The sequence below is a fragment of the Kitasatospora sp. UYEF31 genome, from assembly GCF_057291755.1.
The window spans coordinates 111,772-137,078 of record NZ_JBXAWK010000007.1 but is presented as its reverse complement, the minus strand read 5'-3'; the positions used below and the strand labels follow the sequence as shown (position 1 = coordinate 137,078).

Here is a 25,307-nt window from a genome sequence, read left to right as displayed (position 1 = left end):
AGGTGGCAGAAAACGCCCCCGCACCTTCCCCGTGCGCCACGGGTGCCGTCCCCTGCCCCCAGCAGTTGGTTGTGTGGTCAACATGTGACCCGCAACTCCACAACCGAAGGTCGGGGTGGCTCCTGTGGACAGCCTAGCGGACGAGCACGGGGAGCTGTCGGGCCGAACTGCCGGACACGTCTACTACTGCGATCGCCGATGGAAGAACCGGCTGACGGCACTCTGGTGACATGGCGAAACCGAGCATGGTCTGGCTCTGCCGGTCCGCGCCGTAGACGGTTGTGCGCCCGGTTCAGGAACTACGGTCCAGTACGGAGTTGACCGACTCGGCGTCGCACCGTGGTGCCAGCGCCGGTCACCGGATCCGGCAGGTATGGGCGAGGGCCTGGTCAAGCCCGGTCGTGTGCATGGCGTCCAGGCCCATGGCCTGGGCCGTCGCCGCCTTTTGGCGGTCCAGCGCCGCGGTGCATCCCGGGCTGGAAATCAGTGGCTGCGCCTCCTGGATGGAGATCAGCAGCTGGCTGGTGACGCGGTCCAGGATGGGGCGGACCTCGGCGGTGAGGTCGGGGCGGTGGGCCGGCTGCTGCGGGGGCTGGGCCTCCCACTGCGTGTAGAGCGCTCGCTGGACGGTCTTGTTCGCTGCGATCTGGTCCTCGAAGATGCGCCGGACGGTGGACTGGTCGATCCCCGCCTTCGCGGCTTGAGTCGTCGCTCCGTTCAGGACCGTCTTCTCGCGTGCCGGGTCGTCGATGGGCTGGCCCGTGCCCCACTTCGCCGCGGCCACCGTGTCCGCGGTCATGATCCGTTCAGCGGCGAGGCGCACCATCGCCCCCAGCGCCAGTTCGGCGGTCCCGGCCCTGACCGCGGTAACACTCGGGGTGGGGTCCGTTTTCGCGACACCGGAGGCGCCACAGGCCACGAGTGCGGAGCCTCCCATGAGTGCGCCGACCGCAGCGGCGGCTATTCCGCTGTTGGTGCTGCGCGGGTTGTACTTCACAGGTCCTCCTGTTTGTGGATGTGGTCCAAGCGACGCAGGGAAAAGGAGACGTCAGACAACAATGCGGTGGTAATCGAGCTTGATGTATATATATTGAATCTAAATTATAATAAAATGCCCAAAAAGCAGATATGCCAGGAGTACGGGCATGATGCGCCGCCTGGGCCGGGCCGTGAGCGGGCCGGCCCAGGCGGCGCCGGGCAGGCCGACGACGTCACGCACGGGAAAAACCGGGGTGAACAGCGCTGGAACCTTCAGGAACCGGCGGCTCCTGCGGCGGGAAGGCTGCGGGCCGGGAGGCCCGGGATCTGCGTAGTCACCGCGCACAGTGGGCTCCGCAGATCCCGGGCTTCGCCCGGTGCGGCCGGTCAGCGCCCACCGGGTGGGACGGGCCGCGGGAGCGCACGGCCCCGGGCTTGTCCCCTGCCGCCCCGTTGGCCCCCGACCCGTCCTGCAGAGCCAGGTCCCAGGTGGCCGCGTAGGTGATGCCCGGCTGCTTGGAGAAGGACTCAACCGGCGAAGCGGTCCACTGATGGCCGTCTAAGGCCATGATGTACCCGATGTACTCCGAGCCCGCTGCCCGGATCTCGATCGAGCCCCACTGGTTGGCGGGTATGTGGTAGCTGGCGCTGTCCGAGCTGGAGTTGGTGAAGGCTGTCGAGTCCTCACCGGTGCGCGAATACGAGTAGTTGGCCGAGATCTTCAGCGGCCCGAACTTCGCTTCGACGTTCCCGCCCGCGTTCCACCCATTCGACTCGCTGTGGGTGTGGGTGTTGCTCGTCGACACCTTCAACGCCAGGTCCGCCTCCCCCAGGGCCGGGTCGGTCGCGTAGATGACCGGGGCGGTGTCCTTCACCTTCCCGACGAAGAAGACCTTCTGCGCGCCGGCCAGGCTGTCGTCCCCGGGCATGCGCTTGAGAGTGCAGCCGCGGACCGCCTCCTCCCAGGAGCCGCCGCCGTAGTAGTAGGGGGCGTTGGCGTTCAGCTCGTCGGCGAGTTCGCCGTCCGGGAACACCTTCCGCACGTCGCTGCTGCGGACCTGCATCCAGTCAGTCCCCCTGGGGACGCCCTTGCTCTCCAGATACGTGGCCGGGGTGTAGGGCAGTCCGGACACAGTCGCCGCGGCCTGCGGTCCCTCCAAGCCGTGGGCCTGGGCGGTGCCCGTCCCCAGGGACAGCAGGATCAGCGGAAGGCTCAGTGCCAGCGCCCCGCGGCTGCAGCGGTGCCTGCGGGCCGCCCGCGCGGCGGTGTCCCCGTTCGTCCTGGTGTTCGTCATGCGTCGTCCTTCCCCATGCTCGTGCGGGCGTCACGGAGCGGCACCGCGGGTCCCCGCAGGGCAGTCGCGCCGTTGGCCGAATCCGGGAGGTACGCCCAGTTCTCCGTCGCGGTGTACGACTTTCCGGGGGCCTTGACGAAAACCGTGACCGGCGAGTAATCCCACTGCATATTGTTGTTCCGGACCGCCAGGTATCCGGAATACACACCGCCCGCCTGACGCGCCTCGACCTGGCCGTACTTCCCCGCCGGCACCTTGACCGTGTAGTCGGTCTCGGAGGCCGACGTGTACGAGACGGAGTCCCTGGTGGTCTTCGAGTACCCCGCGGAGAAGTTCCCGCCGATGCTTCCGTCTTCGCCGCTGTAGGAGAGGCCGATGCTGCCTCCGCCGCTCTGGGTGGTCGAGTCCGAATGCTCGTTGGTGGAACTCGTGGAGATGGAGTACGTGGTGCTGACCGGGCCTTGCTTTGGGGCGGTCGAAAGGGAAACGGGTCCCGTCTCCTTCAGTTTCCCGAAGAAGTGGCAGGAGTTGCTCGCTTCGCACTTAGTGGTCGCTGTGGCGACCGAGTCATCGGTCTTGTTCATTCCACTGAACCCGCCCTGGGCCTTCAGCGCGACGTAAAGCTGGTCGATCGACATGGTCTTCCCGACCGTGTCGTACGTGGACTGCTCCGCGTTCTGCGGGATTCCCTGGAGCGTGGCGTCCGGGTCCATCGTGTAGGGAAAGTGGAGTCCGCTGTCGCCCTTGGGCGCCGGAGCGGCGGAGGCGGGCAGTGCGGACAGGGCCAGCAGGGGTGCGGTCAGCGCGCCGGCCGCGGCCAGCGTCAGGGCGTTTCGCATGCGGCGCCGTGTTGCCCGTTCGGTGCTGTTCATATCGCTCCTCCAATGGGTCGGTCCGGACCACTGAAACGCACAACTACCGGAACCCGGGAGGGTCGAAAGTCCCGACCGCGTCTTTATTTAACAACTCATGGGATTTGCGATGCCCGCCTTTTAATCCCACGCCCTGTCCGCCGGTCGGGCACGGAAGTCATCCGGGGGTAAAATTTCCGGAAACTTCACCGGATCCTTTATCTGGAATTCGCGGAATTCGCGGAATTCGCGGAATTGAGGCAGGGTTGTTGTGGTCAGCAGTATGACGAGAGGATCAGGAAAATGCGGAACTCGACCAATAGCGGCATACGCAGGGCCTTCGTCACCTTGGGGGCCCTCGCAGTCCTGGGCGGCCCCTTCGCCGGATACGCCTCCGCGGTGGACCAGTCGGCCGGCGTGGCCGCCGGCCCGGCCGTCGCCAAAACGGAGGGCGGGTGCACCAGCACCGGCGCTTCGAGCAAGTCCATGTGCCTGACCGTGCTGAACAGGACCGGCGAAACCCTGCAGCTGAACACCAAGAGACTGGTCCACGGGCAGTGGGACGGCCCGGACCCCGGCACCATCGCGCCCGGCGACACCGGCATCGCCCTGGCCGACAACACGTTCCCGTACTGGGCCGGCGTCCAGGGGGACGTCTACTGGAAGACCCCCGACCAGGGAGGCAAGGAGCAGTACGTCCACGTCCAGTTCGACGTGCCCGTCTCGGGGGACACCGCCATCAGCGCGTACGTGCCCGGCGGCTACCACTACAAGCTGACTGGTACGTCCGGCGACCACCCCACCCCGCTCCTCATCGTGTGGAAGGGGGACTGGGCAGTGTGACCGATGACGGGACCTGACAAGGGATGGTGGAACTGCGGTCCTGGAGGACTGCGCCGGCGGCCGGGGTGAGTTGCCCGGTGCCGTGGGTTCGGGTGACGCCAAGGTTGATCAGTCCGCGGTGCCGCGCCAGGTCGCCGCCGGGGCGGGCGGGCGCAGACCTGCCCGCCCCGCGCCCGGGTCTGGGCAGTTCGCAGTTGACGGGCGCGGTGCCGCTCCCGACGGCGCCGGTGCAGCCAGTGGGCAGGGCCGCGTGGGCCTGGCCGGGCAGGGTGATCAGTGCCGTACCGGCCACGGCGCTGGCCGCGGGCCTGTGCCTGTTCGGTGCGTTCCCGAAACTGCTGATCGGCGTTCCCGGTCGCTACACGGTCATTCGCCGGGACCTGCGAGTAGTGGATTTTCTCCACGCCCCACGATGGCGACGCACTCAGCGTAGCGAGGCCCTCCCGCCGATGGCGGACGCCGTTCCCACCGCGTTCCGCCCGGTTCCGGCACCCCGGGAGAACACCCCCCGCTACGCACACCCCGCACCCGCCGGGCACACTCCTGCTGTGTCCACAGAGACGGAAGACGCCAGGCGCGCGCGCTGGTCCCCACTGGAATACGCGCGCCGCAGCCCGGTGACAACCGGCTACCTCGTGCTGCTCGCCGTCACTTATGTCCTGGTGGGATACATATTCGCGCCGGACACCGCCGGGCGGCTCGAACTGGACATCAGTACCAACCTGGACAACCTCGGCACCCACCCGGTGCGGTCCCTGCTCGGCAGCATGCTGGTCGTCGACATGGCGGGTGACTGGTCGAGCAACGCTGTCATCGTCGGCGGTGGCATCGCCGTCTGCCTGGCTTTCCTGGAACGTCGGGTGGGGGCGCTGCGGGCGGTGGGCGTGTTCCTCGCCGGGCACATCGGGGCGACCCTGATCACGGCGGTCATCATCGTGGTGGCGCTGCACGACGGGCGCTATCCGGAGACGGTCCGGGACGTCCTCGACTACGGAGTGAGTTACGGCGCGGCCGCGGCGGCCGCCGCGGTCACGCCGTTCCTCCCGCGTCGGCTGCGGCTGCCGTGGGCCGTCTTCAGCCTCGCCCGACCGTTCCTGGGCGCACTGTGGTCCGGGTGGCTGCCGGACTTCACCACAGTGGGGCACGTGGCCGGTGCGGCCGTGGGGCTCGTCGCGGGTTATGCCGTACGGAAGACCGCCTGAGTCACGCCTCTCCGCGGACCATTCCGAGCAGCCGGTCCAGCACGCGGGTGCCCCCGGTGCGGACGCCGTCGTGTTCGTACTCGTTGGTGACCCACGGGCGCAGGCCGCGGATCGCCGCGGCGGTCTCCAGGGAGTGCGCGGTGTCCACGTACATGTCGTCGAAGTAGACGGCGGCGGCGACCGGGACGTCGTTCCGGGCGAGCTGGTCGAGGTCGTACAACGGGCCCCAGTCCGACTTCGCGGCGAGTAGTCCGGCGGCCTCGCGCAGCGGGGCCAGCGACGGGTCGCCGCCCTGGTCCGGCCCGGCGAACATCTGCGGGTGGATGGTCTCGCCGGTGAACAGCACAGGGTCGCCGCCCGCGAGGGCCTTGTCCGCGTCGAACTGCGGGAATCCGGACCGTGCGCGCTCCGCCGCCCAGTCGGTCGCGGAACCCTGACCGTAGATCGATTCGTGCAGGACCGCGTACATCGGCCCGGCCGCGAACGACAGTTGCGCCTGTGCCTGGTCCAGGAAAGCGTCGGACAGGAAGTCCGGACCGGCACAGAAGGCGTCCTCAAGGATGTAGTGCAGTTGCTCCGCCCCGGTGGTGCCGCCGAGCAGGATGCCCAGCGCCTGGAAGCCTTCGACGGTCAGCCGGCCGCCGTGGGGGAGCCGGACGTCGGTCGTACGGAGGAGGGCTGCGATCCGCCGGGCAGTCTCCACATCCTGGGGGAAGCGCTCGTAGTAGGCCGCGTTCTTGCGTTCGATCCGGGGGTACGCCGCGCGGTACACATCGTGGGCGGCGGCTTCCAGGGACGGCAGCCCGCCGGTGATGACCGCCTCACGCAGACCCTCGGGGGCGATGGACAGATACGTCACGGTGCAGAAACCACCGAAGCTCTGGCCGAGCACGCTCCACTTCCGCTCGCCGGTGAGCGTCCGGCGGATCAGCTCGGCGTCCCGGACGATCGAGTCCGCCCGGAAGTGCGCCAGGTAGGCGGCCTGGGCCGCGGCGTCGCCGCGCTGCGGCAGCGTCTGCCGGTTCGCCGGAGTGGACCGGCCTGTGCCGCGCTGGTCGAGGAGCAGCACACGGAACTCCGTCACCGCCCGCTCCAGCCAGCCGCCGATGTTCTCCGGGCGCGGCGAGCGCCCGCCGGGGCCGCCCTGTAGGTAGAGCAGCCACGGCAGGTCGTCCCGCCCGGCGTTGCCCGGCGAGACCACCTCCCGGGCGTACACCTCGATCCGCTCGCCGCCGGGCTCTGCGTGGTCGAGCGGCACGTCGAAGGTGTGGTCGGTGAGGACAAGGCCGGGGATGCGGAACGTGGGCACGGTCGGGACTCCAAGGGAAGCGGTCGGGAGAATTCGGAAGACGATCTCAGCTGGTTTTTACAACGCCGGACAACAACACTGCAACGCAGCACAACGGAGCACAACGCAGCACAACGCGACACAGCACAACGCGACGCAGCACAACGCGACACAACGCAACGCGACACAGCACAACGCAACGCGACACAACTTTCAGACACGGCGCGGGCTTCGTGAAATGACTCATCCCGGGCGGAGTTCCGGCAATCGCGATGTTTCCCTCCATTTCCATCATCGGTCCGCCGCCCGGTCTGTGGCGTCCCGTCGGGCTGTGCGACACCTGGCCTGGGTTGATCCGGCCCGGCCCGGCCGGGGAGGTGCGATGTGCCCGCCCTGCGGGGACGCTGTCCCTGCCCGGAGGGAACAAAAGCCCCTCCGGATCCGTTCTTTGAGATACCTGGCATAACCCGGGCTATCGCAGGTAGACGCTTAACGACAAGCGTGCTGCGGGCCTGGGAGACCGCGCCGGGGACGGCTTGTAAGCCATGGGCGATCGGGAATGTGCGCCGTCAATTATGTGTTGCACATCGCGACGAGCTCCCTACAGACAGGGACGAAAGCGAGGGTTCCAGCATGCCGATGACACGGAGCGTGGCCCGCCAGGGGTCGGACCGCGTGGCGAGCGGGCGCACGCGAAAGGCGGCCGACGCCGAACGTGACACCGTCGGCGTATACCTCGATGAGATCAGCCGTACTCCGCTGCTCAACGCCGAACGCGAAGTAGAACTCTCCAAGATCATCGAAGCGGGCCTCTACGCGAAGCAACTGCTCGAAGAGCACGCCGCGCCCAAGGGCGTGACCGGGGACGAACTGCGGGCCCTGGTCCGCGAGGGTGAGCTGGCGAAGTCGGAGTTCATCAAGGCCAACCTGCGCCTGGTCGTCTCCGTAGCCCGCCGCTACCCGCGCAGCGGAATGCCGTTCCTGGACCTGGTCCAAGAGGGCAACGTCGGTGTGGTCCGGGCGGTTGAGAAGTTCGACTACGCCAAGGGCTTCAAGTTCTCGACGTACGCCACCTGGTGGGTCCGGCAGGCGATCACCCGCGCCATGGCCGACCAGGCCAGGACCGTGCGGCTGCCGGTGCACCTGGTCGAGGAACTCGGCAAGATCCGCCGCGTGCAGCGCGAAGTCGCCCGGGACACCGGCCGCGAGCCGGACCACGCGGAGATCGCGCACATCCTGGAGAGCACCGAGAAGCGCGTCTCCGACGTGCTCGGCTGGGCCCGCGAGCCGATCAGTCTGGACACCCCCGTCGGCGACGACGGTGACACGGAACTGGGCGAGCTGGTCCAGGAGACGGTGTCCATCACCCCCGAGGACATAGCGCTGGCCGGTATGGAACGGGACCAGATCACCAGCCTCGTCGGCCGGCTGGACGAACGCACCGCAATGATCATGAAGTCGCGGTACGGAATGCTCGACGGCAAGGAACACACCCTCACCGAGGTGGGCAAGCAGGTCGGCCTGACCCGCGAGCGCATCCGGCAGATCGAGAAGGCCGCGCTGCTCGAACTGCGCGAACTGGCCACCGAGCAGGGCCTGGCCGCGTGACGGGCGCGGCGACGTCAAACTGCGATGTCAAAAGGTACGGTGCTCTCCGATGAACACTGACAAGCAGGCACCGCAGACGCCGCAGGTGAAAAAGGACCCGTTCGGCTGGGACAGCTTCGAGCTGCTGCCTGAGAAGAGCAGCGACGAGAACGGCGAAGGCTGGGGCGACGAGCCTGCGCGCAGTGGCACCGACGACCTGAAGCGGTTCCTGGACGAGAAGCCGCCGCACCATCTGTAATCCGGGTGGGCGGCCGGAGGGCAGGCCCGAAGGCCTGGACCGTACGCCCGAAGGCCTGGACCGTACGCCCGAAAGCCTGGACCGCACGCCCGAAAGCCTGGACCGCACAACGCGGAAGGCGCCGCCCCCTCCGAGGGGGCGGCGCCTTCCGCGTTGTGCGGGTTTCAGTGAGCGGGGTTCAGTGCGCAGAACCTACACCGGCGGGCTCTGGGTCTCTGCCGACTGGTTGTGATTGCGCTGGCCCGGGAAGCCCGCGCCCTCCGCGAGCAGGTCGCGGATCTCCTTGAGCAGCTCGGTCTCGGTCGGCTCTTCCTTCTCCTCCGCCTCGCCCCGGGCTGCCTTGTGCCTGGCCATTATCCGGTTCATCGGGACGATGAAGCAGAAGTACACGACCGCCGCGGTGATCAGGAACGTCAGCAGCGCGCTGAGGACCGAACCCCACTGCATGTAGACGCCGATCGACTCGCCCTTGGCGTCGATCCCACACGGACCCTTGAGGCAGGTTTTGTACTGCTCGAGGTCCTTCGTGCCGAACGCACCGACCAGTGGATTGATCATTCCCTTGACGAAGGCGTTCACCACTGCGGTGAACGCTGCGCCGATGACCACTGCGGTGGCCAGGTCTATGACGTTTCCGCGCATCAGGAACTTCTTGAAACCGCCCATGACCTGGCACCACATCCTTCGGACCGGTCGTGTGCGGCTGCTCTGGCGTGTTTGCCGGAGTGCGTTTCGCGACGGCCACTGTGCTCGTTTATCGGATTTTTCGGGACGGAACGTATGTTCTTCCCGATTTCGGGCAATGAGCTCGATTGTTCAGCCAGTTGGGCCGTTTAGCAACATGATCAAGGTTTCGATCCCCTGATGGTGTAAATCAACTGTCCGGTCGCGGTGCCGACGATTCTGGCGGCGGTTTCAGGCGGCACCGCCACGACGACCAGACCCCCGCCACCGGTGTCCGCAGGGCCTCCGGCCAGCAGGCCGCCCCCGGAGGAACCGGCCGTCAGCGGTACGGCGAGCACCACCGCGCCAGCGGCCACGACTACGGCGGAGGCAGGGGTCGTGGCCGTTTCCCCCGCACCCGCGAGGATGTCGATCCGGTCGCCGGGCCGCAGCAGGCGGACCGCCTCGGCGTCGGTGAAGCGGAGGGGGAACGCGACGGTGCCTGCGGCGGAGTCGGGGGTGATGAGGCCCGGACCCACAAGGCGGGCGTCCGTCAGCGGCTCGCCGCGGCGCATCGGCCCGGCCAGCGGTCGGCCGCGTGCTTCGGAGGTGGTCCGGACGGCACCGGCGGGACGCTGGCCGGTCGGCACCCGGGTGACGGTGAAGTCGGTGTCGTCCAGGGTCTGTCCGGCGTCGAGGTCGCGGGTGGAGACCACCAGCGGCACGGAGTCCTGGGGCGCGGGGCGCAGCACACCCACGGAGACGAGCACGGCCGTGCCGGCCAGTGCGGCCCCGATGGGGCGGCGGTGCCGGGCGGCGGTCAGCCGCAGGCGGGTGAGGCGGTGCCGGTGTGGTGCTGGCATGGAAAGGATCCCCCGGGGGTTCGGCGACAGTGCCGTCTTCACCATGGGGGAGGAGCCGGGCCGGTGGTGACAGTGCGTGCACAGCCTGTGGACAACCCGGGGGTGTGGATAACTCTTTCCCCCCACCGGGGGATTGCGGCGGACCACAGGACAGTCCGGGACAAGACAAAAACGGCTCCCCTGTCGCTTTCCTGGGTCGCTGACCTGGGCTGATATGCAGAACACGCCGTACCCCGGCTACGTTTCGACTTGCGGAGGTACGAAACGGAAGAACCTGGATACGGCGTGCAATCTGCATGGAAATGGACTCGGCTGCTCGGTGTCGGAAAGACCGTGATCGAGCGGGTCGAGGCCAAGGAGAGCGGCTCGGACGAGGGCGCCCCGCAGGACGTGCTGATGGTGGTGCACGCCCGGCCGGCACGGGGTCGACGGCTGCGGTGTCCTGGGCCCGGCACGGCGCCGGACACACCCTGCCGTTCGACGACACGGTGGCGTGGCTGGCGACCTGCTGCTCGAAGACCACCGTCACCCAGCTGATGCGGATCGGCTGGCGCACGGTGGGCAACATCTGCACCCGGGTGTGGGCCGACGTGACCGAACGGGTGGACCCGCTGGCCGGGTTGCGCCGGATCGGCATCGACGAGATCAGCTACAAGAAGCACCACAAGTACCTCACCATCGTGGTCGACCACGACTCCGGCCGCCTGGTCTGGGGCGAAGCCGGACGCGACAAGGCCACCCTGCGCACGTTCTTCGACCAACTCGGCGAGGATCGCTCCCACCGAGTCACGCACGTCACCGCGGGCTCCAAGTCCCGCAAAAGGTCCCGCTGGGCACTGTGGAAGAACCCGGAAGACCTCACCGGAGGCCAACAGGCCCAACTCGCCTTCATCGCCAAGGCCCATCCCGTCCTGCGCCGCGCCTACCTGCTCAAGGAGGGCCTGCGGATGGCACTCAAGCAAGGCGCAGACATCCAACAGGCCCTGTGGGACTGGGTACTGTGGGCCCGCCGCGGTGGAATATTTCACCCCGGTTCCGCGGGAGCCCTCCCTCCGGGGCCGCCGGACCCGAGCCGACAGGACCATCAACACCTCTGGCGAGCAAGCCAGTTGAGCATGCGGCTGCACCCCGGTGCCGGCTGCACCCCGGTGCCGGCGGCTCCCCGGGGAGGGCGATCCCGCCGGTGCGGAGCGGCTGCCCTCATTACGACAGCCCCGCGAAGGCGACGCACCACGCCCACCAACGCCATACGGCACAGTGCAGCCCTACCGGCGCTGCCCGTCCGCGTTGTCCTCGAAGATTGCCCGGGTGCGGCGCAGCAGCGCCTCTCGTACGCAGTCGGGTGCGAGTACGCGTAGGGAGGTGCCCAGACCGAGTAGGTATCGGGCGAGCCGGTCGTCGTCGTGGCCGCCGATTTCGACGATGGTGGCGTCGGGGCCGTCGGGGTGGTGGGTGCCGATCGTCGGTGGGACCACCTGCCGCGCTTGGTCTATGGGCAGTGGGAGGCGGATCGTCACGTAGAGCGGGTACACGACGCTCGCGATGCCTTGGGAGACGAGGAGTGCCGGGTCGGGTGGGTCGAGGAGTTCCACTGGGTGTCCGGTCGGCCGTGTCTGCACCACGCGGTCGGCTCGGAACGTCCGCCACTCTCCCCGTGCCACATCCCGGGCGACGAAGTACCAGCGGATGCTGGTGTGGACGAGACGGTAGGGGTCGACGTCCCGGACGGTGGCATTGCCCGCGTGGTCGCGGTAGGACAAACGGGTGCGTTCGCCTCTGCGGCAGGCGGTGGCCAGTTCCAGGAGCATGCCGGGCGTGATCTGGCGCTCGTCGGGCCTGGGGGTGTGCACGAGGGCGGTGTCCATCTCACCCAGCCGGTCCGCGATCCGTGGTGGCAGGGCCTGCCGCAGTTTCAGCAGTGCCGACAGTGCGGCCTGGTGGCTGCCGAGGACGCCGCTGAGTGCGGCCTCGCGCAGTGCGACGGCCACGGCGAGCGCCTCCTCGTCGTCGAGGGTCAGCGGCGGTATCCGGGTGCCTGGGCTGAGGCGGTAGCCGCCCCATGGTCCGGGGTCGGACTCGACTCCGTAGCCGAGCTCCCGCAGCCTGCTGACGTCGCGCCGGACCGTGCGCTCGGTGACCGCTAGCTGCTCGGCCAGCTCGCGGCAGGTCCACGTCTGGCGTGCGGACAGCAGCGAGACAAGTCGCAGCAGGCGGGCGGATGTACTGATCACATCCCGAAGTCTTGCCCATGACCAGGACCGGAGCTGTCCTGGTCCCGTCGTAGCGTCCTCCTCATGAGCACCGGAACCACATCCCCACCAGCGATCCGCTTCCTGTCCGTCGACTTCGACTGCCCCGACCCCGCCGAGCTCGCCCGCTTCTACGGCGATGCCCTTGGCCTGCCCGTCCTCTACTCCAGCGACGACTTCGTCCTGCTCGGCCGTGAGGGCGCGCCTGGACTGGGCTTCATCCGGCTGGCCGACTACCAGCGTCCCACCTGGCCGGACGCCTCCCGGCCCAAGCAGGCCCACATCGAACTGGGCGTCGACGACCTGGACGCCGCCCAGGCCCGGATGCTGGCCTTGGGCGCAGTCGAGCCTCCGTTCCAGCCGCAGCCCGATCGGTGGAGGGTCCTGCTGGACCCCGCAGGCCACCCGTTCTGCATCTCCACCCAGGGCTGAGCGTGAACGACGCAACCCTCCCCGGTGGGTCGCTCCTGTTCATCTCAGCCGTCGCAACGCCCGCCACTGAGTGAACCAACGGGTAGCGCCGGGCGAGCGCTGCCGGACAGACGGGGTTAGGCACCCGACCGGCTCACAACGTGTGGACGGCGGGGAACTCCACAGCGCAGGTCACGGGCCTGCAAGTCAGGATCGGCGCCATCAGGACGTCGGCAAGGGAGTATCGGAATTTCCTGATCGCCCTGGCCCTGCTCGGCCTCGGCGGACAGCGCCCACACCTACCAGGCCGTCAAACCGCATAACCCACCCACAGAAGCGACAGGAGAGCCACAAAAGCCCTGATCCGCGTTGCGGATCAGGGCTTCCGTACGACGGTCAAACGCAGGTCACGGCAGGGGCGTCACGTTCGCGCCACACTCACACGAACGCTCCGCCGGCAGTGCCCCGACCACGTCGAACAGTAGAGTCCGCAGCCGGCCGACGTTCTTGGCGAACACTTCGAGCACCTCGGCGTGGGTCACGCCTTCGCCGGCCTCGACGCCCGCGTCCAGGTCGGTGACCAGGGCCAGTGCGGTGTAGCAGAGCCCCAGCTCACGGGCCAGGACTGCTTCGGGGTGGCCGGTCATGCCGACCACCGACCAGCCGTTGGCGGTGTACCAGCGTGACTCGGCGCGGGTGGAGAAACGCGGGCCCTCGATGACGACCAGCGTGCCGCCGTCGACGGGCGTCCAGTCGGCGGCCCCGGCGGTGGTGACGGCCGCGGCGCGCCCGGTCGGGCAGTACGGGTCGGCGAGGCTCGTGTGCACCACCGGCGGGAGTGTGCCATCGGCAAGGGGCAGGCCGTCGAAGAAAGTCTGGACCCGGCTTGTCGTACGGTCGAACTGCTGGTCGGGGATGACCAGCGTGCCCGGACCGAGTTCGGGCCGCAGGCCGCCTACCGCGCACGGGGCCAGCACCTGCTGAACCCCGGCAGCGCGCAGCGCCCAGAGGTTCGCCCGGTAGTTGATCCGGTGCGGGGGCACACCGTGCTCCCGGCCGTGCCGGGGCAGGAACGCCACCCGGCGACCGTCCACCTCACCGAGGAACAGCGCGTCGCTCGGCGGACCGTACGGCGTGTCGATCCGTACTTCGGTCACGTCTTCGAGGAACGAGTAGAAACCCGATCCGCCGATGACGCCGATCTCCGCTGGGGCGACTCCGGACGGCAGCGCACTGGTCATGGCGTGTTGCTCCCTGGGGCTACGGCTGGCTTCAGGCGGCGTTGGAACTGCTGGACGAACCCGATCCCGACGACGGCTTCGAGGAAGAAGACGAAGTTGAAGACGAGGACGATGAAGACGACGAGCTGGACGACGAGTCACCAGACGACCCGGACGACGACCCGGACGACGAGCCGGTCGACGGAGTGGCCGAGCCCGACGGGCCCGACGACTTGCCCGACGACGCGCGGTTGTCGGTCCGGTAGAAGCCGGAGCCCTTGAAGACCACACCGACGGCGGAGAAGACCTTACGCAGCCTGCCCTGGCAGGCCGGGCACACGGTCAGGGTGTCGTCCGTGAACTTCTGAACGGCCTCCAGGCCTTCGCCACAGGCAGTGCACTGGTACTGGTACGTCGGCACGGTTCAGGTCCTCCTAGAAGCAATAAACAGGGTCGGATACTGGCACTCCTACCTGCTGAGTGCCAATGATGCGTCATCCGTCCGGGCGGAGTCCACCGTGGGGTGAACAAGGACGTCCAAGGACGGCTTCGACGCCGGGACGAGCCAGCGCTGACCGGTGGCGGCGACGATCAGTCCGATCACGGCCGCGGCCACGGTCAGCAGGAACGCCGGGCCGGCGCCGTGCGCGTCGGCGACGACGCCGGCGGCCAGCGATCCGGTCGCCAGGCCGAGGCCGATGGCACCGGTGAGCCAGGTGAACGCCTCGGTCTTGGCCGCCGCCGGCACCAGCGTCTCCACCAGGGTGAACCCGGTGATCAGCGCGGGCGCGATGGTCAGACCGCACAGCAGGGCGAACGGGATCATCAGGCCGATGGAGCCGATCGCCCACAGCGGGGACGTGCCCACCACAAGCGCGGCGAAGGCCAGCATCAGCCGGTTGCGGGCCGGACGCTTCCAGGCGACCGCGCCGTACACCGCGCCGGAGACCAGGCTGCCGCCCGCGAACGTGCCGTAGAGCACGCCCGACAGGCTTTCGTGACCGGCGTGCTCGGCGAACGCGGTGATCGCCACCTGCACACTGCCGAACACCATCCCGATGCACATGAACGCGGCGATGAGGAGCCTTACTCCCGGCACGCGCAGTGCGGACACGTGCGGTGCGGAGTCGGCCGTACGGATGACCAGGGTCGGGGCGGAAGCCCGCTGGACGGCGAACGCCAGGGAGCCGACCAGGGTGAGTGCCGCCTCCACGGCCAGACCGGCCGCCGGGTGGATGCCGGTGGCCAGGAAGGTCACCAGGACCGGGCCGAGCACGAAGGTGAACTCGTCGGTGACCGATTCGAACGCGAACGCGGTCGAGAGCTTCTTGTCGCTGCCGAGCACATGCACCCAGCGGGACCGGACCATCGAGCCGATCTGCGGGACGCTCGCCCCGGACAGCGCGGCGAGGATGAACAGCAGCCACAGCGGGGCGCCGGACACGGTGCTGATGATCAGCGCGGTGACCACGACGGCGTGCACGATCGCGCCGGGCACGATGACCGCGGCCTGGCCGAACCGGTCGGCGAGGCGGCCGGTCTGCGGACCGGCCAGCGCCAGCGACACCGCGGCGACCGCCGCGACGAGACCGGCCGTACCGTACGACCCGGTGGTGTGCCGGACGAGCAGGATGATGCCCATGCTGAGCATCGCGAACGGCAGTCGCGCGAGCAGCGCGGGCGTCAGGAACCGCCACGCACCGGGGGTGCGGAGCAGACCGGAGTAGGTGGCGATCACGCGCGGCCCCCGGTACGGGGTTCGCGGAGCACGCCGGAGAACACGTCTGAGACAGCAACGGCTGCGGGCCTCGGTCGAACGAACGACACGGGGTTTCTGCTTCCTGCCACCTGGTGGCGCGTCACTCGTCCGCTAAGGACGGGGACCCCGGACGCGCCGAGAGCTGTCCTCAGCGCCGACCGGGGAAGATACCGGCCCTCGCGAGGAGGGTCCCGGCCGCCGTTCGGTCACGCCAGCCCTGCGTCAGGCAGAGATGGTCGGTGATGTAGTGAAGGCGTCGTTCCGGGCGGGGTCCAGCGCCGGATCGACGGGCACCCGCGCGGAGGCCGCCTCTCGGTGGTCCACGGGGGTACACGTAAATCGTACAACGATCGGCCGGAGGCAAATCTTCCCCGTGAGCTGCACCACGGGATCGAAGTCCCGCTAGTCGCCCTTTTCACCGAACCAGCCGGCCAGCTTTCCGCCCCGGCTGACGGCCCTGAGCCGCCGTTCGGTGGCGTCGCGGACCTTGTCCGTGGCCACCACGAGCAGGTCGTCGCCGTGCTGGAGGATCGTGGTGGGCGACGGTACGAAGCTGGACCCGTTGCGGACGATGAGGGTCACCGCGGCGCCCTTGGGCAGTCGCAGCTCAGCGACCTCGACGTTGTGCATCCGGGAGTCGGGCGGAATGCTCGCCGACAACAGGTGCCCGCGCAGCCGGTCCAGCGGCGCGGACTCGATGCCGAGGTCCGTGGTCAGCGGATTGACGGCGAAACCGGCCATCCGGGCCACCCAGGGCAGTGTCGGGCCCTGCACCAGGGTGAACACGATCACCAGCACAAAGGTGATGTTGAAGAGCCGCTGGGCGTGCGGAACACCCTCGGTGATCGGGATGGTCGCCAGGACGATCGGCACCGCGCCGCGCAGCCCGGCCCAGGACAGGATGAGCTGCTCGCGCCAGCTGACCCCGAACGGGGTGGTGGCGACGATGACCGACAGTGGCCGGGCCACCAGGAGCAGCACGCTGCCGATGATCAGCGCCGGCAGCACCGCGTCGCCCAGGTTGTGCGGGGTGACCAGGAGCCCGAGCAGGACGAACAGGCCGATCTGGGCGATCCAGCCCAGGCCCTCGGCGAAGCCGCGGGTGGCAGCCCGGTGCGGCAGGGCCGAGTTGCCGAGCACGAGCGCGCACAGGTACACGGCGAGGAAGCCCGAGCCGTGCAGGAGGGCGCCCGCGGAGTAGGCGAGGACACACAGGGCCATGGCGGCGATCGGGTACAGGCCGGACGCGGGCAGTGCCACGTGTCGCATGCCCAGCGCGCCGAGCTTGCCGACCGCCAGGCCGATCGCGGTGCCGATGGACAGTTCCAGGGCCATCTCGCCGAGCAGGCCGTACCACGTGTGGTGGGCGTCGGCGGTGGCGAACGCGACCACGAGTATCACCACGGGGGCGTCGTTGAAGCCGGACTCGGCTTCGAGCATGCCGGTCAGTTTCTTGGGCAGCGGCAGCTTGCGCAGTACGGAGAACACCGCGGCGGCGTCCGTCGAGGACACGATCGCGCCCATGAGGATCGCCGTGGACCAGTCCACGTCCAGCACCCAGCGACTGGCCACCGCCACGATCGAGACGCTCACCCCGACCCCGAGGGTGGAGATGAGCGCGGCCCCGGGGACCGCGGGTTTGATCTCCTTCCAGTCGGTGGCTATCCCGCCCTCGGCGAGGATGACGATCAGGGCGGCGTAGCCGAGCGTCTGGGTCAGTTCGGCGTCGCTGAAGGAGAATCCGAGGACGTCCTGGCCGAGGAGGACACCCAGTCCGAGGTAGAGCAGCAGACTGGGGAGTCCGGTCCTGGTGGCGAGCCGGACCGCGATGACAGCGACCAGGACCACGACCGCGCCGAGTAGTAGCGCGTTGTTGAGCTCGGACAGCGACAAGAAGCAGACCTCCACATTGAAGCGATGGCATGACGATTTCTTTACATTTTCCCGCATGTGATCGCGCAGTGCGAAGTCGCATCGTCAGGAGTGCCCGGGATCACGGCCGAAAGCGGGATCTGTACAGCCTCTAAGGTGTCTCTTGCCTCGCAACGATCGTTGAAGGACCTTGATGCCCGCCTCGCAGACGCCTGACCCGCCGAATCCGGGCCCGGACCGGCCCGGTCCCGGCGATCCCGACCCCCGGCACCCCCGCCGGGAGACCGCCGGTACGGACGACTCCGGCTGGCAGACCTTCCAGCCGATGGCGTCGTGGCCGGACGAGCCCTTCGCCCCGGAGCCACAGCGGCCCGCCCCCGGGGAGCCGCAACCCGGGCAGCCACCGCGGGCCGAGCCACAGCGGTCCGACCCGCGCCGCGCCGAGCAGTACCAGCGGCCTGTCCAGCAGGCCGGGCCGCCGCCCGTACCCCCGCCGGCTGCCATCCCGGCGGCGGTGCCCGCTGAGACTCCGGCCGAGACCCCCGCCCCCGCGGCGTCCGCCGCCGGGACCGGCAGAGTGCTGCCCCGCGAACAGGTCCAGCAGGCCAACGAGGCGAAGCACAAGGCCAAGGGCCACAAGAAGAAGTCGCGCCGACTGCGGAACACCCTGATCGTCTTCGTCGTGCTGTTCGCGGTGGTCGTCGGCGGCTCCGGCTGGTACGGCTGGGACCTGTCCCGCAAATCCTTCCCCGACGTCGACGGCGCGGCGAAGCTGCCGGGCCTGACCGGCAACGTCGAAGTGGTGCGGGACGCCAACGGCATCCCGCAGGTCTACGCGGACACCTCCGAGGACTTGTTCCGCGCCCAGGGCTACGTCCAGGCGCAGGACAGGTTCTATGAGATGGACGTACGGCGGCACATGACGGCCGGCCGGCTCTCCGAGATGTTCGGCGAGAGCCAGGCCGACAACGACGAGTTCCTCCGTACGCTCGGCTGGCGCAAGACGGCCGAGAAGGAGGTGACGATGCTCTCCCCGGAGGCGCAGCGCTTCCTCCAGGCGTACTCCGACGGCGTCAACTCCTACATCAAGGGCCGTTCGACGAGCGAGCTGTCCTTCGAGTACCCGATGCTCGGTGTCGTCCACAGCGGCTACAAGCCCGAGCCGTGGGCCCCGGCCGACTCGGTCGCGTGGCTGAAGGCCATGGCCTGGGACCTGCGTACGAACCTGCAGGACGAGATCGACCGGGCGCTGCTCAGCGACAAGCTGACGGTCAACCAGATCGACCAGCTGTACCCGCCCTACCCGTATGAGAAGAACCAGCCGATCGTGCCGACCGGCGCGGTGGTGAACGACCCGAAGGCGCCCGGCGGCGAGCAGTTCCAGCCGGGTGCGCCGCAGGTGTCCCCGCCCAAGTCTGCGCAGTCGGCGCTCGGCACGCTCTCCAAGGCGCTGGAGGACCTGCCGTCGCTGTTCTCCGACCGGTCCTCGGGCGTCGGATCGAACTCGTGGGTGGTGTCCGGTAAGAACACCGTCACCGGCAAGCCGCTGCTTGCCAACGACCCGCACCTGTCGGCGTCCCTGCCCAGCGTCTGGTATCAAATGGGCCTGCACTGCCGGACTGTCAGCGCGCAGTGCTCGTACGACGTCGCCGGGTTCACCTTCTCCGGCATGCCGGGCGTGGTCATCGGCCACAACAACCGCATCTCGTGGGGCTTCACGAACCTGGGCGCGGACGTCACCGACCTGTACCTCGAAAAGGTCAACGCGACCGGCTACCTCTACGACGGTGCCTACCTCCCGTTCGACGAGGTCCGCGAGGAGACCATCAAGGTGGCCGGCGGCAAGGACCGGCAGATCACCGTACGGTCGACCAAGCACGGGCCGATCCTGTCCGAGTCTTCGGACGAGCTGAAGGACGTCGGCAAGGAAGCACCGATCCCCGACCCGTCGCCACAGCGCGAGGAGGGCTTCGGGGTCGCCCTGCGCTGGACGGCGCTCGACCCGGGCAAGACGATGGAATCGCTGTTCCAGCTCAACAAGGCCGGGAACTGGAACGAGTTCCGCGCGGCGGTCAAGGGCTTCGAGGCCCCGTCGCAGAACCTCGTGTACGCGGACGTCGACGGCAACATCGGCTACCAGGCGCCGGGGAAGATCCCGGTCCGCCGGTCGGGTGACGGCCGCTGGCCGGTCTACGGCTGGGAGGGCAAGTACGACTGGGACTCCTACATCCCGTTCGAGTCGCTGCCGTACCGCTACAACCCGCCGGAGGGCTACATCGTCACCGCGAACAACGCGGTGGTCTCCCCGGGTTATCCGTACCTCCTGACCAACGACTGGGGCTACGGCTCCCGCAGTCAGCGGATCAACGACCTGATCAAGCAGAAGACCGACAGCGGCGGGAAGATCGACGCGGCGTTCATGGCGGGTGTCCAGAACGACGACCGCAACCCTGTCGCCGAACTGCTCGTCCCGTACCTGCTCAAGGCCGAAGTGACCGACCCGTGGGTGCGTGAGGCCCAGGACCTGCTCAAGACCTGGGACTTCCGCAACAACGCCGATTCGAAGGGTGCCGCGTACTTCAACGCGGTGTGGCGTCAGCTGCTGCTGCTCGGTTTCGGCGACAAGATGCCGATGAGCGTCCGGGCGGACAACGACTGCAGTACGGACAACTCCGGCAAGCGCGCCTGCGGCAAGCGGGACGACTCCAGCGCACAGCCCGACGGCGGCGACCGCTGGTTCGAGGTGGTCCGCGCCCTGCTGCCGGACGCCGAGAGCCCGTGGTGGAACGTCTCCCGCGACCCGGGGAAGATCACGACCCTCGACCAGCTGCTGAGCAAGGCCCTGACTGCGGCCCGCAAGGAACTGACGGTCAAGCTCGGCTCGGACATCGACACCTGGAGCTGGGGCCGGCTGCACACACTGGAACTGAAGAACCAGACCCTCGGCACGGCGGGGCCGAAGCCGGTGAAGTGGCTGCTCAACCGCGGCCCGTTCGAGATGGGTGGCGGTGAGGGCGTGGTCGACGCGACCGGCTGGAACGCCGCGCAGGGTTACCAGGTCACCGCGGTCCCGTCGATGCGGATGATCGTCGACCTCGGCAACCTCGACGCGTCGCGGTGGATCAACCTGACCGGCAACTCCGGGCATGTGTTCAACGACAACTACACCGATCAGACCAATCTGTGGCGCAAGGGCAAGACCCTGCCCTGGGCCTTCAGCAGGCAGGCGGTCGACGGGACGAAGAAGCACACGCTGACGCTGCATCCGTAGCCGGACACGCCGCTGCCCCGTACGTGCCCACGTACGGGGCAGCGGCGTGTCCGGGTGCTAAAACCGCAGGACCCCGGCCGCGGTCACCGCCGCGTCCACCGGGCGGTCGTGCGCCTGCGCGGGGACGTGCTCAAGCACCTCGTCCTCATACAGCAGCACCAGGGTGAACGCGGACGTCCTGGCCAGGGCGCGGTCGTACGAGCCGCCGCCGCGGCCGAGCCGCATCCCGGACCGGTCCACGGCCAGACCCGGCACGACCAGCACACCGGCCTCCCGGACGGCCCCGGGGCCGAGGCGCGGCCCCGCCGGCTCCCGGAGCCCCCGCCCGGCCTTCACCAGCGACTCAGGACCCGCGTACACCGCCCAGTCCAGGTCGTTGTCGCCGAGCAGGACCGGCAGGAGCACCCGGCACCCCAGGTCGTGGAGCACCTGCGGGAGGTCCCGGGGCCCCGGCTCCGAGCCGACGGGGACGTAGGCCGCGACTGTCCTGACCGCGGCCGACCCGCTTCGCGCGGGTCCCGTGCCCGTCAGTTCGGGGAGTACGGCCAGCGCGCGGCCGATCCCGTCCGCCGTCAGCGCACGCTGCTCCACTCCAAAGAGTGACCTCGCGTGCACCAAATGTGATCTGAGTGTGGCCTTGTCGTTGGCGGCGTCCCGCATGCTGTTCCTTAAGTGCCCGGTGTCTGGGAGCTGTTCCAGGCGCGATTTCAGCACATCTGAAGGAGTCCCGCGCCCGTGCAGGTGTTGTCATGCTGACCTTCGGAGGCCTGGGCCTCCTGCTGCTCGCGGTGTTCACGGCAGCCGCCGTGACCGGCCTCGCGCTGGCCCTGTACCGCCTGCGCGCACTGACCGGGCCGGCCGGTGAGCTCGTCAGGCTGCGCCGCGAGGTCAAGCACCTGGAAGCCGCGCACGCCGAACTGGAACTCCTGTCGTTCACCGACCCCCTCACCGGGATCGGGAACTACCGCTACCTCCAGACAGTGCTCGACAAAGAGGTCCTGCGCGCCGAGCGCTTCGGCCATCCGTTCGCCCTGCTGCTGCTCGACCTCGACCGGTTCCGTACGGTCAACACCCGCTACGGGCACCAGGTCGCCGGGGCGGTCCTGCGGGCGTTCGCCCAGCGGCTCGCCGTGGAGATCCGCAAAGTCGACACCGTCGCCCGCTACGGCGGTGAGGAGTTCGTCATCCTGCTGCCCGAGACCGGCGCGGCCGGCGCGGCCAAGGTCGCCGAACGGCTCTGTTACGCGATCGCCAGGGAGCGCTTCGGCGACCCGGAGGACCCCGTACGCCTGACCTTGTCCGTCGGTGTCGCCGTCCTGCCGGGGGACGGCCTCCACGGTGTCGCCCTGTTGCGCGCCGCCGACGCTGCGCTGGCCCGGGCGAAGGCCGCCAAGCGGGTGCCCGACGACAACGTGACCGGGAACGGCTCCCGGAACGGCTTCAGGACGAGCTGACCGGTGTTCTTTTACGACACGGGTGACCACGCCGACCATGTGCGTGAGATTGTCTGACTGGCATGCGAGCGTGATGATCTGGGACCGGAGTTCCGAACCTGGCTCCGCAGTGACGTCGACAAGGAGATAAACCGGGATGAAAAGCGTCGAGGAGCACCTGGCGGCCGTACTCAAACAGGTCAAACCGCTGACCCCGTTCGAGCTGCAGCTCCTCGACGCCCAGGGCAGCGCGCTGGTCGACGATGTCACCGCGGCCGGCGACCTGCCGTCCTTCGACAACTCGTCCATGGACGGCTACGCGGTCCGCCTCACCGATGTGGCCGACGCGGGGGAGACCTATCCGGTGGTCCTCGACGTGGTCGCGGACCTGGCCGCGGGCAGCGCCGAGAGCGTCGTCCTGGAACCCGGCACGTGTGCCCGGATCATGACCGGCGCGCCGGTCCCCGAGGGCACCGAGGCCGTCGTTCCGGTGGAGTGGACCGACGGGGGGATGCCCACCGTGCGGATCACCCGCGCGCCCACGGAGGGCCGGTACATCCGCCGCCGCGGCGACGACGTGAAGTCGGGCGACACCGTCCTGGCGGCCGGGACCATCCTCGGCCCGCCGCAGATCGGCCTGCTCGCCGCGATCGGCCGGGACCGCGTCCGCATCCGCCCCCGGCCGCGGGTGGTCATCATGTCCACCGGCAGCGAGCTGGTCCCGCCGGGCCGCCCGATGACCGCCGGGCAGATCCACGACTCCAACAGCTACATGCTCACCGCCGCGGCCAAGGCCGCCGGAGCCATCGCGTACCGCGTCGGCAACGTCCCCGACGACCCGAAGATCCTCCTCGACACCATCGAGGACCAGCTGATCCGCGCCGACGCCATCGTCACCACCGGCGGCGTGAGCATGGGCGCGTACGACACGGTCAAAGAGGTCCTCACCGGCCTCGGCACAGTCGAGTTCGGCAAGGTCGCCATGCAGCCCGGCATGCCACAGGGCTTCGGTGTCATCGGCCCGGACGAGATCCCGATCTTCACGCTGCCGGGCAACCCGGTCAGCGCGTACATCTCCTTCGAAGTGTTCGTCCGCCCCGCGCTGCTGCGCATGCAGGGCATCGAGGACGTCCACCGGCCGCTGGTGCACGCGCTCCTGACCGGCGACATCAGTTCGCCCAAGGACAGACGGCAGTTCCTGCGCGGGCACTACACGCCGGGTGCCGACGGCGCCCCGGGCACGGTCGTCCCGGTCGGCGGCCCCGGTTCGCACCTGCTCGGCGCCCTCGCGAAGGCCAACGCGCTGATCATCGTGCCGGCGGAGGTCACCGAGGTGGCCGACGGTGGCACGGTCGAGGCCCTACTGCTGGACTGACCCGGCTGCACTAGCGTGGCCACTGTTCTGACACACGTACTCGGACAGGGGAAACATGGCCCGCGGGGAGCACCTCACCCACCTCGACGAAACCGGGGCCGCCCGGATGGTCGACGTGACGGCCAAGCAGGCCTCCGTGCGGAGCGCGACGGCCACCGGGCGGGTCCTGGTGACCGCGCGGGTCGTCGCGCTCCTCCGCGGCGGGGGCATGCCCAAGGGCGACGCCCTGGCCACCGCCCGCATCGCCGGGATCATGGGCGCCAAACGCACACCCGACCTGATCCCGCTGTGCCACCCGATCGCCGTGCACGGCGTCAAGGTCGAGCTGTCGGTCGCCGACGACGGAGTGGACATCAGCGCGACCGTACGGACCGCTGACCGCACCGGCGTCGAGATGGAGGCGCTCACGGCCGTCACCGTCGCCGCGCTGACCGTCATCGACATGGTCAAAGCGGTCGATCCGGGCGCGACGATCACCGGTGTCCGGGTGGAAGAGAAGACCGGCGGGGTCTCGGGTGACTATCGTCGCCCTGTCACTGACGTCGAAGGAGGGGACCACTGATGCGAGCCATGGTCATCACCGTGTCGAACCGGGCCGCGGCCGGGGTCTACCGGGACGAGAGCGGTCCGGTCCTGGTCCAGGCACTGCAGTCGCTCGGCTTCGAGACCCGCGGCCCCCAGGTGGTGCCGGACGGTGAACCGGTCGAGCAGGCACTGCGCGACGCGTGCGCCCAGCGCTACGACGTTGTCATCACCACCGGCGGCACGGGGATATCGCCGCTGGACCGCACGCCGGAGATGACCCGTCGGGTCATCGCGTACGAGGTCCCCGGTATCGCCGAGGCGATCAGGATGAAGAGCTTCGAGAACGTCCCCACGGCGATCCTGTCGCGCGGGGTCGCCGGTGTGGCCTCGGTCCAGGACGGCCACTGGACGTACCGCAGCCTGATCGTCAACCTCCCCGGCTCGCCGGGCGGGGCCAAGGACGGCATCGCGATCCTCGCCCCGGTGCTGCCGCACGTGGTCCAGCAGATGCAGGGCGTCGACCACGGCGGCACGGCCGCCGGCGGCGGTTTCGGCGGCAGTGGTTACGGTTCCGCGCCCGGCGGCCAGGGCGGCGGCTACGGTGCGGGCGGCTACAGCGGCGGCCAGCAGCCGGGCGGCGGCTACGGCGCTCCCGGCGGCTATCCCCAGCAGGGTGGTCAGCAGCAGGGTGGTCAGCAGGGCGGCGGCCAGCAGGGCGGCGGCTACGGGGGTGCCGCGTCGGGCAACCCGTGGGGCTGACCCGCAGCTGGCCGGCCCAGCTCGCGGAGGGGCGGGTGACCCTGCGGCCGATCCGCAACCGGGACGCCGAGGCCTGGCAGGCGGTGCACGTCCGCAACCGCGACTGGCTGCGGCGCTGGGAGGCGACCGTACCGCCGGGGACGAACGGCTCCCGGCGGCCCACCTTCCGGCAGATGGTCCGCTACCTGCGGACGGAGGCCGCCGGCGGGCGCATGCTGCCGTTCGTCGTGCTCTACGACGGGCGGCTCGTCGGCCAGGTCACCGTCGCGGGCATCACCTGGGGGTCGATGTGTTCCGCGCACATCGGCTACTGGGTGGACGAGTCGGTGGCCGGACGCGGGGTCACGCCCACCGCGGTCGCCCTCGCGGTCGACCACTGCTTCTTCCGGCTCGGGCTGCACCGCATGGAGGTGTGCATCCGCCCGGAGAACCGGCCCAGCCGCCGGGTGGTGGAGAAGCTCGGCTTCCGCGAAGAGGGCCTGCGTCCGCGCTATCTGCACATCGACGGCGACTGGCGGGACCACCTGGTGTACGCGTTGAACGCCGACGAGGTCCCGCAGGGCCTGGTGACGCGGCTGCGCGCGAATCTGCCGTAAATCAGCCC

Annotated in this window: 23 protein-coding genes and 1 pseudogene; 12 read left to right on the top strand and 12 right to left on the bottom strand. The window is 69.2% G+C overall.

Annotated elements, in window-relative coordinates; all coding sequences use genetic code 11:
* Positions 1-355: 355 nt before the first annotated feature.
* The 3 genes from AC0Z36_RS05770 to AC0Z36_RS05760 form a co-directional block, all read right to left on the bottom strand.
* Positions 356-997: a chorismate mutase gene (locus AC0Z36_RS05770; protein ID WP_485461587.1), complete on the bottom strand. Its 642-nt coding sequence runs from the start codon at positions 995-997 to the stop codon at positions 356-358.
* Positions 998-1,313: 316 nt separating this feature from the next.
* Positions 1,314-2,273, bottom strand: coding sequence for a hypothetical protein (locus AC0Z36_RS05765; RefSeq protein WP_485461586.1), 960 nt, complete (start codon positions 2,271-2,273; stop codon positions 1,314-1,316).
* A complete protein-coding gene (locus tag AC0Z36_RS05760; RefSeq protein WP_485461585.1) occupies positions 2,270-3,145 on the bottom strand; it encodes a hypothetical protein in 876 nt (291 codons plus the stop codon). Before AC0Z36_RS05760 ends, AC0Z36_RS05765 begins: the two co-directional genes overlap by 4 nt.
* A 282-nt stretch (positions 3,146-3,427) precedes the next feature.
* Between AC0Z36_RS05760 and AC0Z36_RS05755 the strand changes: the two genes are divergently transcribed.
* Positions 3,428-3,967, top strand: coding sequence for a hypothetical protein (locus tag AC0Z36_RS05755; RefSeq protein WP_485461584.1), 540 nt, complete (start codon positions 3,428-3,430; stop codon positions 3,965-3,967).
* A gap of 548 nt (positions 3,968-4,515) precedes the next feature.
* Positions 4,516-5,169: a rhomboid-like protein gene (locus AC0Z36_RS05750; protein ID WP_485461583.1), complete on the top strand. Its 654-nt coding sequence runs from the start codon at positions 4,516-4,518 to the stop codon at positions 5,167-5,169.
* Between the two features lies 1 nt (position 5,170).
* On the opposite strand, the gene AC0Z36_RS05745 is transcribed toward AC0Z36_RS05750, so the two are convergent.
* Positions 5,171-6,478, bottom strand: a complete 1,308-nt coding sequence (locus AC0Z36_RS05745; RefSeq protein WP_485461582.1) for an alpha/beta fold hydrolase — start codon at positions 6,476-6,478, stop codon at positions 5,171-5,173.
* A gap of 612 nt (positions 6,479-7,090) precedes the next feature.
* On the opposite strand from AC0Z36_RS05745, the gene AC0Z36_RS05740 reads away from it, so the two are divergent.
* Together AC0Z36_RS05740 and AC0Z36_RS05735 are read left to right on the top strand one after the other, a co-directional pair.
* Positions 7,091-8,065, top strand: coding sequence for a sigma-70 family RNA polymerase sigma factor (locus AC0Z36_RS05740; RefSeq protein WP_485461581.1), 975 nt, complete (start codon positions 7,091-7,093; stop codon positions 8,063-8,065).
* 49 nt (positions 8,066-8,114) lie between these two features.
* Entirely contained in the window at positions 8,115-8,303 is a 189-nt protein-coding gene (locus AC0Z36_RS05735; RefSeq protein WP_485461580.1) for a hypothetical protein, read from the top strand.
* A 192-nt stretch (positions 8,304-8,495) separates the two neighbouring features.
* Here the strand turns inward: AC0Z36_RS05735 and mscL are convergent, their stop codons facing one another.
* Positions 8,496-8,969 (bottom strand): large conductance mechanosensitive channel protein MscL, encoded by a 474-nt coding sequence (gene mscL, locus AC0Z36_RS05730; protein ID WP_485461579.1) that lies wholly within the window; start codon positions 8,967-8,969, stop codon positions 8,496-8,498.
* A gap of 179 nt (positions 8,970-9,148) precedes the next feature.
* Positions 9,149-9,829 carry an SAF domain-containing protein gene (locus tag AC0Z36_RS05725; RefSeq protein WP_485461578.1) on the bottom strand — a complete coding sequence of 227 codons (681 nt, stop codon included), beginning with the start codon at positions 9,827-9,829 and terminating at the stop codon, positions 9,149-9,151.
* A 317-nt stretch (positions 9,830-10,146) separates the two neighbouring features.
* On the opposite strand from AC0Z36_RS05725, the pseudogene AC0Z36_RS05720 reads away from it, so the two are divergent.
* A pseudogene (locus AC0Z36_RS05720) lies at positions 10,147-10,842 on the top strand (ISL3 family transposase); the annotation flags it as partial.
* 252 nt (positions 10,843-11,094) lie between these two features.
* Here AC0Z36_RS05720 and AC0Z36_RS05715 read toward each other — a convergent pair.
* Positions 11,095-12,060 (bottom strand): helix-turn-helix transcriptional regulator, encoded by a 966-nt coding sequence (locus AC0Z36_RS05715; protein WP_485461577.1) that lies wholly within the window; start codon positions 12,058-12,060, stop codon positions 11,095-11,097.
* A gap of 63 nt (positions 12,061-12,123) precedes the next feature.
* Here AC0Z36_RS05715 and AC0Z36_RS05710 point away from each other — a divergent pair, with 63 nt between their 5' ends.
* Entirely contained in the window at positions 12,124-12,510 is a 387-nt protein-coding gene (locus tag AC0Z36_RS05710; protein ID WP_485461576.1) for a VOC family protein, read from the top strand.
* A 386-nt stretch (positions 12,511-12,896) separates the two neighbouring features.
* On the opposite strand, the gene AC0Z36_RS05705 is transcribed toward AC0Z36_RS05710, so the two are convergent.
* From AC0Z36_RS05705 to AC0Z36_RS05690, 4 genes are all read right to left on the bottom strand, one after another.
* Positions 12,897-13,730, bottom strand: a complete 834-nt coding sequence (locus tag AC0Z36_RS05705; RefSeq protein ID WP_485461575.1) for an S-methyl-5'-thioadenosine phosphorylase — start codon at positions 13,728-13,730, stop codon at positions 12,897-12,899.
* 31 nt (positions 13,731-13,761) lie between these two features.
* Positions 13,762-14,130: an FmdB family zinc ribbon protein gene (locus tag AC0Z36_RS05700; protein ID WP_485461574.1), complete on the bottom strand. Its 369-nt coding sequence runs from the start codon at positions 14,128-14,130 to the stop codon at positions 13,762-13,764.
* 48 nt (positions 14,131-14,178) lie between these two features.
* Positions 14,179-15,447 carry an MFS transporter gene (locus AC0Z36_RS05695; protein WP_485461573.1) on the bottom strand — a complete coding sequence of 423 codons (1,269 nt, stop codon included), beginning with the start codon at positions 15,445-15,447 and terminating at the stop codon, positions 14,179-14,181.
* Positions 15,448-15,870: 423 nt separating this feature from the next.
* Positions 15,871-17,418 carry a potassium/proton antiporter gene (locus AC0Z36_RS05690; RefSeq protein ID WP_485461572.1) on the bottom strand — a complete coding sequence of 516 codons (1,548 nt, stop codon included), beginning with the start codon at positions 17,416-17,418 and terminating at the stop codon, positions 15,871-15,873.
* A gap of 115 nt (positions 17,419-17,533) precedes the next feature.
* Here AC0Z36_RS05690 and AC0Z36_RS05685 point away from each other — a divergent pair, with 115 nt between their 5' ends.
* Positions 17,534-20,611, top strand: coding sequence for a penicillin acylase family protein (locus tag AC0Z36_RS05685; RefSeq protein WP_485461571.1), 3,078 nt, complete (start codon positions 17,534-17,536; stop codon positions 20,609-20,611).
* Between the two features lie 57 nt (positions 20,612-20,668).
* Here the strand turns inward: AC0Z36_RS05685 and AC0Z36_RS05680 are convergent, their stop codons facing one another.
* Positions 20,669-21,271 (bottom strand): 5-formyltetrahydrofolate cyclo-ligase, encoded by a 603-nt coding sequence (locus AC0Z36_RS05680; protein WP_485461570.1) that lies wholly within the window; start codon positions 21,269-21,271, stop codon positions 20,669-20,671.
* Positions 21,272-21,360: 89 nt separating this feature from the next.
* Between AC0Z36_RS05680 and AC0Z36_RS05675 the strand changes: the two genes are divergently transcribed.
* The 5 genes from AC0Z36_RS05675 to AC0Z36_RS05655 all read left to right on the top strand — a co-directional run bounded on the left by AC0Z36_RS05675 (position 21,361) and on the right by AC0Z36_RS05655 (position 25,299).
* Entirely contained in the window at positions 21,361-22,065 is a 705-nt protein-coding gene (locus AC0Z36_RS05675) for a GGDEF domain-containing protein (RefSeq protein WP_485461569.1), read from the top strand.
* Between the two features lie 136 nt (positions 22,066-22,201).
* Positions 22,202-23,419: a molybdotransferase-like divisome protein Glp gene (glp, locus tag AC0Z36_RS05670; RefSeq protein ID WP_485461568.1), complete on the top strand. Its 1,218-nt coding sequence runs from the start codon at positions 22,202-22,204 to the stop codon at positions 23,417-23,419.
* Positions 23,420-23,474: 55 nt separating this feature from the next.
* The gene (gene moaC, locus AC0Z36_RS05665) at positions 23,475-23,981 is read left to right on the top strand and encodes a cyclic pyranopterin monophosphate synthase MoaC (RefSeq protein ID WP_485461567.1); all 507 of its coding nucleotides are present in this window, start codon (positions 23,475-23,477) and stop codon (positions 23,979-23,981) included.
* On the top strand, positions 23,981-24,703 hold the full coding sequence (locus tag AC0Z36_RS05660) for a MogA/MoaB family molybdenum cofactor biosynthesis protein (RefSeq protein WP_485461566.1): 723 nt from the start codon (positions 23,981-23,983) through the stop codon (positions 24,701-24,703). The genes moaC and AC0Z36_RS05660 overlap by 1 nt, the downstream gene beginning before the upstream one ends.
* Entirely contained in the window at positions 24,700-25,299 is a 600-nt protein-coding gene (locus tag AC0Z36_RS05655) for a GNAT family N-acetyltransferase (protein ID WP_485461604.1), read from the top strand. Before AC0Z36_RS05660 ends, AC0Z36_RS05655 begins: the two co-directional genes overlap by 4 nt.
* The last annotated feature ends 8 nt before the right edge of the window (positions 25,300-25,307 follow it).

Coding starts and splice junctions, on each gene's coding strand:
- AC0Z36_RS05705 (WP_485461575.1), bottom strand. CDS start 13,730: ATGACCAGTGCGCTGCCGTCCGGAGTCGCCCCAGCGGAGATCGGCGTC.
- AC0Z36_RS05685 (WP_485461571.1), top strand. CDS start 17,534: ATGCCCGCCTCGCAGACGCCTGACCCGCCGAATCCGGGCCCGGACCGG.
- AC0Z36_RS05690 (WP_485461572.1), bottom strand. CDS start 17,418: ATGCGGGAAAATGTAAAGAAATCGTCATGCCATCGCTTCAATGTGGAG.
- AC0Z36_RS05675 (WP_485461569.1), top strand. CDS start 21,361: ATGCTGACCTTCGGAGGCCTGGGCCTCCTGCTGCTCGCGGTGTTCACG.
- AC0Z36_RS05660 (WP_485461566.1), top strand. CDS start 23,981: ATGCGAGCCATGGTCATCACCGTGTCGAACCGGGCCGCGGCCGGGGTC.
- moaC (WP_485461567.1), top strand. CDS start 23,475: ATGGCCCGCGGGGAGCACCTCACCCACCTCGACGAAACCGGGGCCGCC.
- AC0Z36_RS05680 (WP_485461570.1), bottom strand. CDS start 21,271: ATGCGGGACGCCGCCAACGACAAGGCCACACTCAGATCACATTTGGTG.
- AC0Z36_RS05735 (WP_485461580.1), top strand. CDS start 8,115: ATGAACACTGACAAGCAGGCACCGCAGACGCCGCAGGTGAAAAAGGAC.
- mscL (WP_485461579.1), bottom strand. CDS start 8,969: ATGGGCGGTTTCAAGAAGTTCCTGATGCGCGGAAACGTCATAGACCTG.
- AC0Z36_RS05765 (WP_485461586.1), bottom strand. CDS start 2,273: ATGACGAACACCAGGACGAACGGGGACACCGCCGCGCGGGCGGCCCGC.
- AC0Z36_RS05760 (WP_485461585.1), bottom strand. CDS start 3,145: ATGAACAGCACCGAACGGGCAACACGGCGCCGCATGCGAAACGCCCTG.
- glp (WP_485461568.1), top strand. CDS start 22,202: ATGAAAAGCGTCGAGGAGCACCTGGCGGCCGTACTCAAACAGGTCAAA.
- AC0Z36_RS05755 (WP_485461584.1), top strand. CDS start 3,428: ATGCGGAACTCGACCAATAGCGGCATACGCAGGGCCTTCGTCACCTTG.
- AC0Z36_RS05725 (WP_485461578.1), bottom strand. CDS start 9,829: ATGCCAGCACCACACCGGCACCGCCTCACCCGCCTGCGGCTGACCGCC.
- AC0Z36_RS05710 (WP_485461576.1), top strand. CDS start 12,124: ATGAGCACCGGAACCACATCCCCACCAGCGATCCGCTTCCTGTCCGTC.
- AC0Z36_RS05740 (WP_485461581.1), top strand. CDS start 7,091: ATGCCGATGACACGGAGCGTGGCCCGCCAGGGGTCGGACCGCGTGGCG.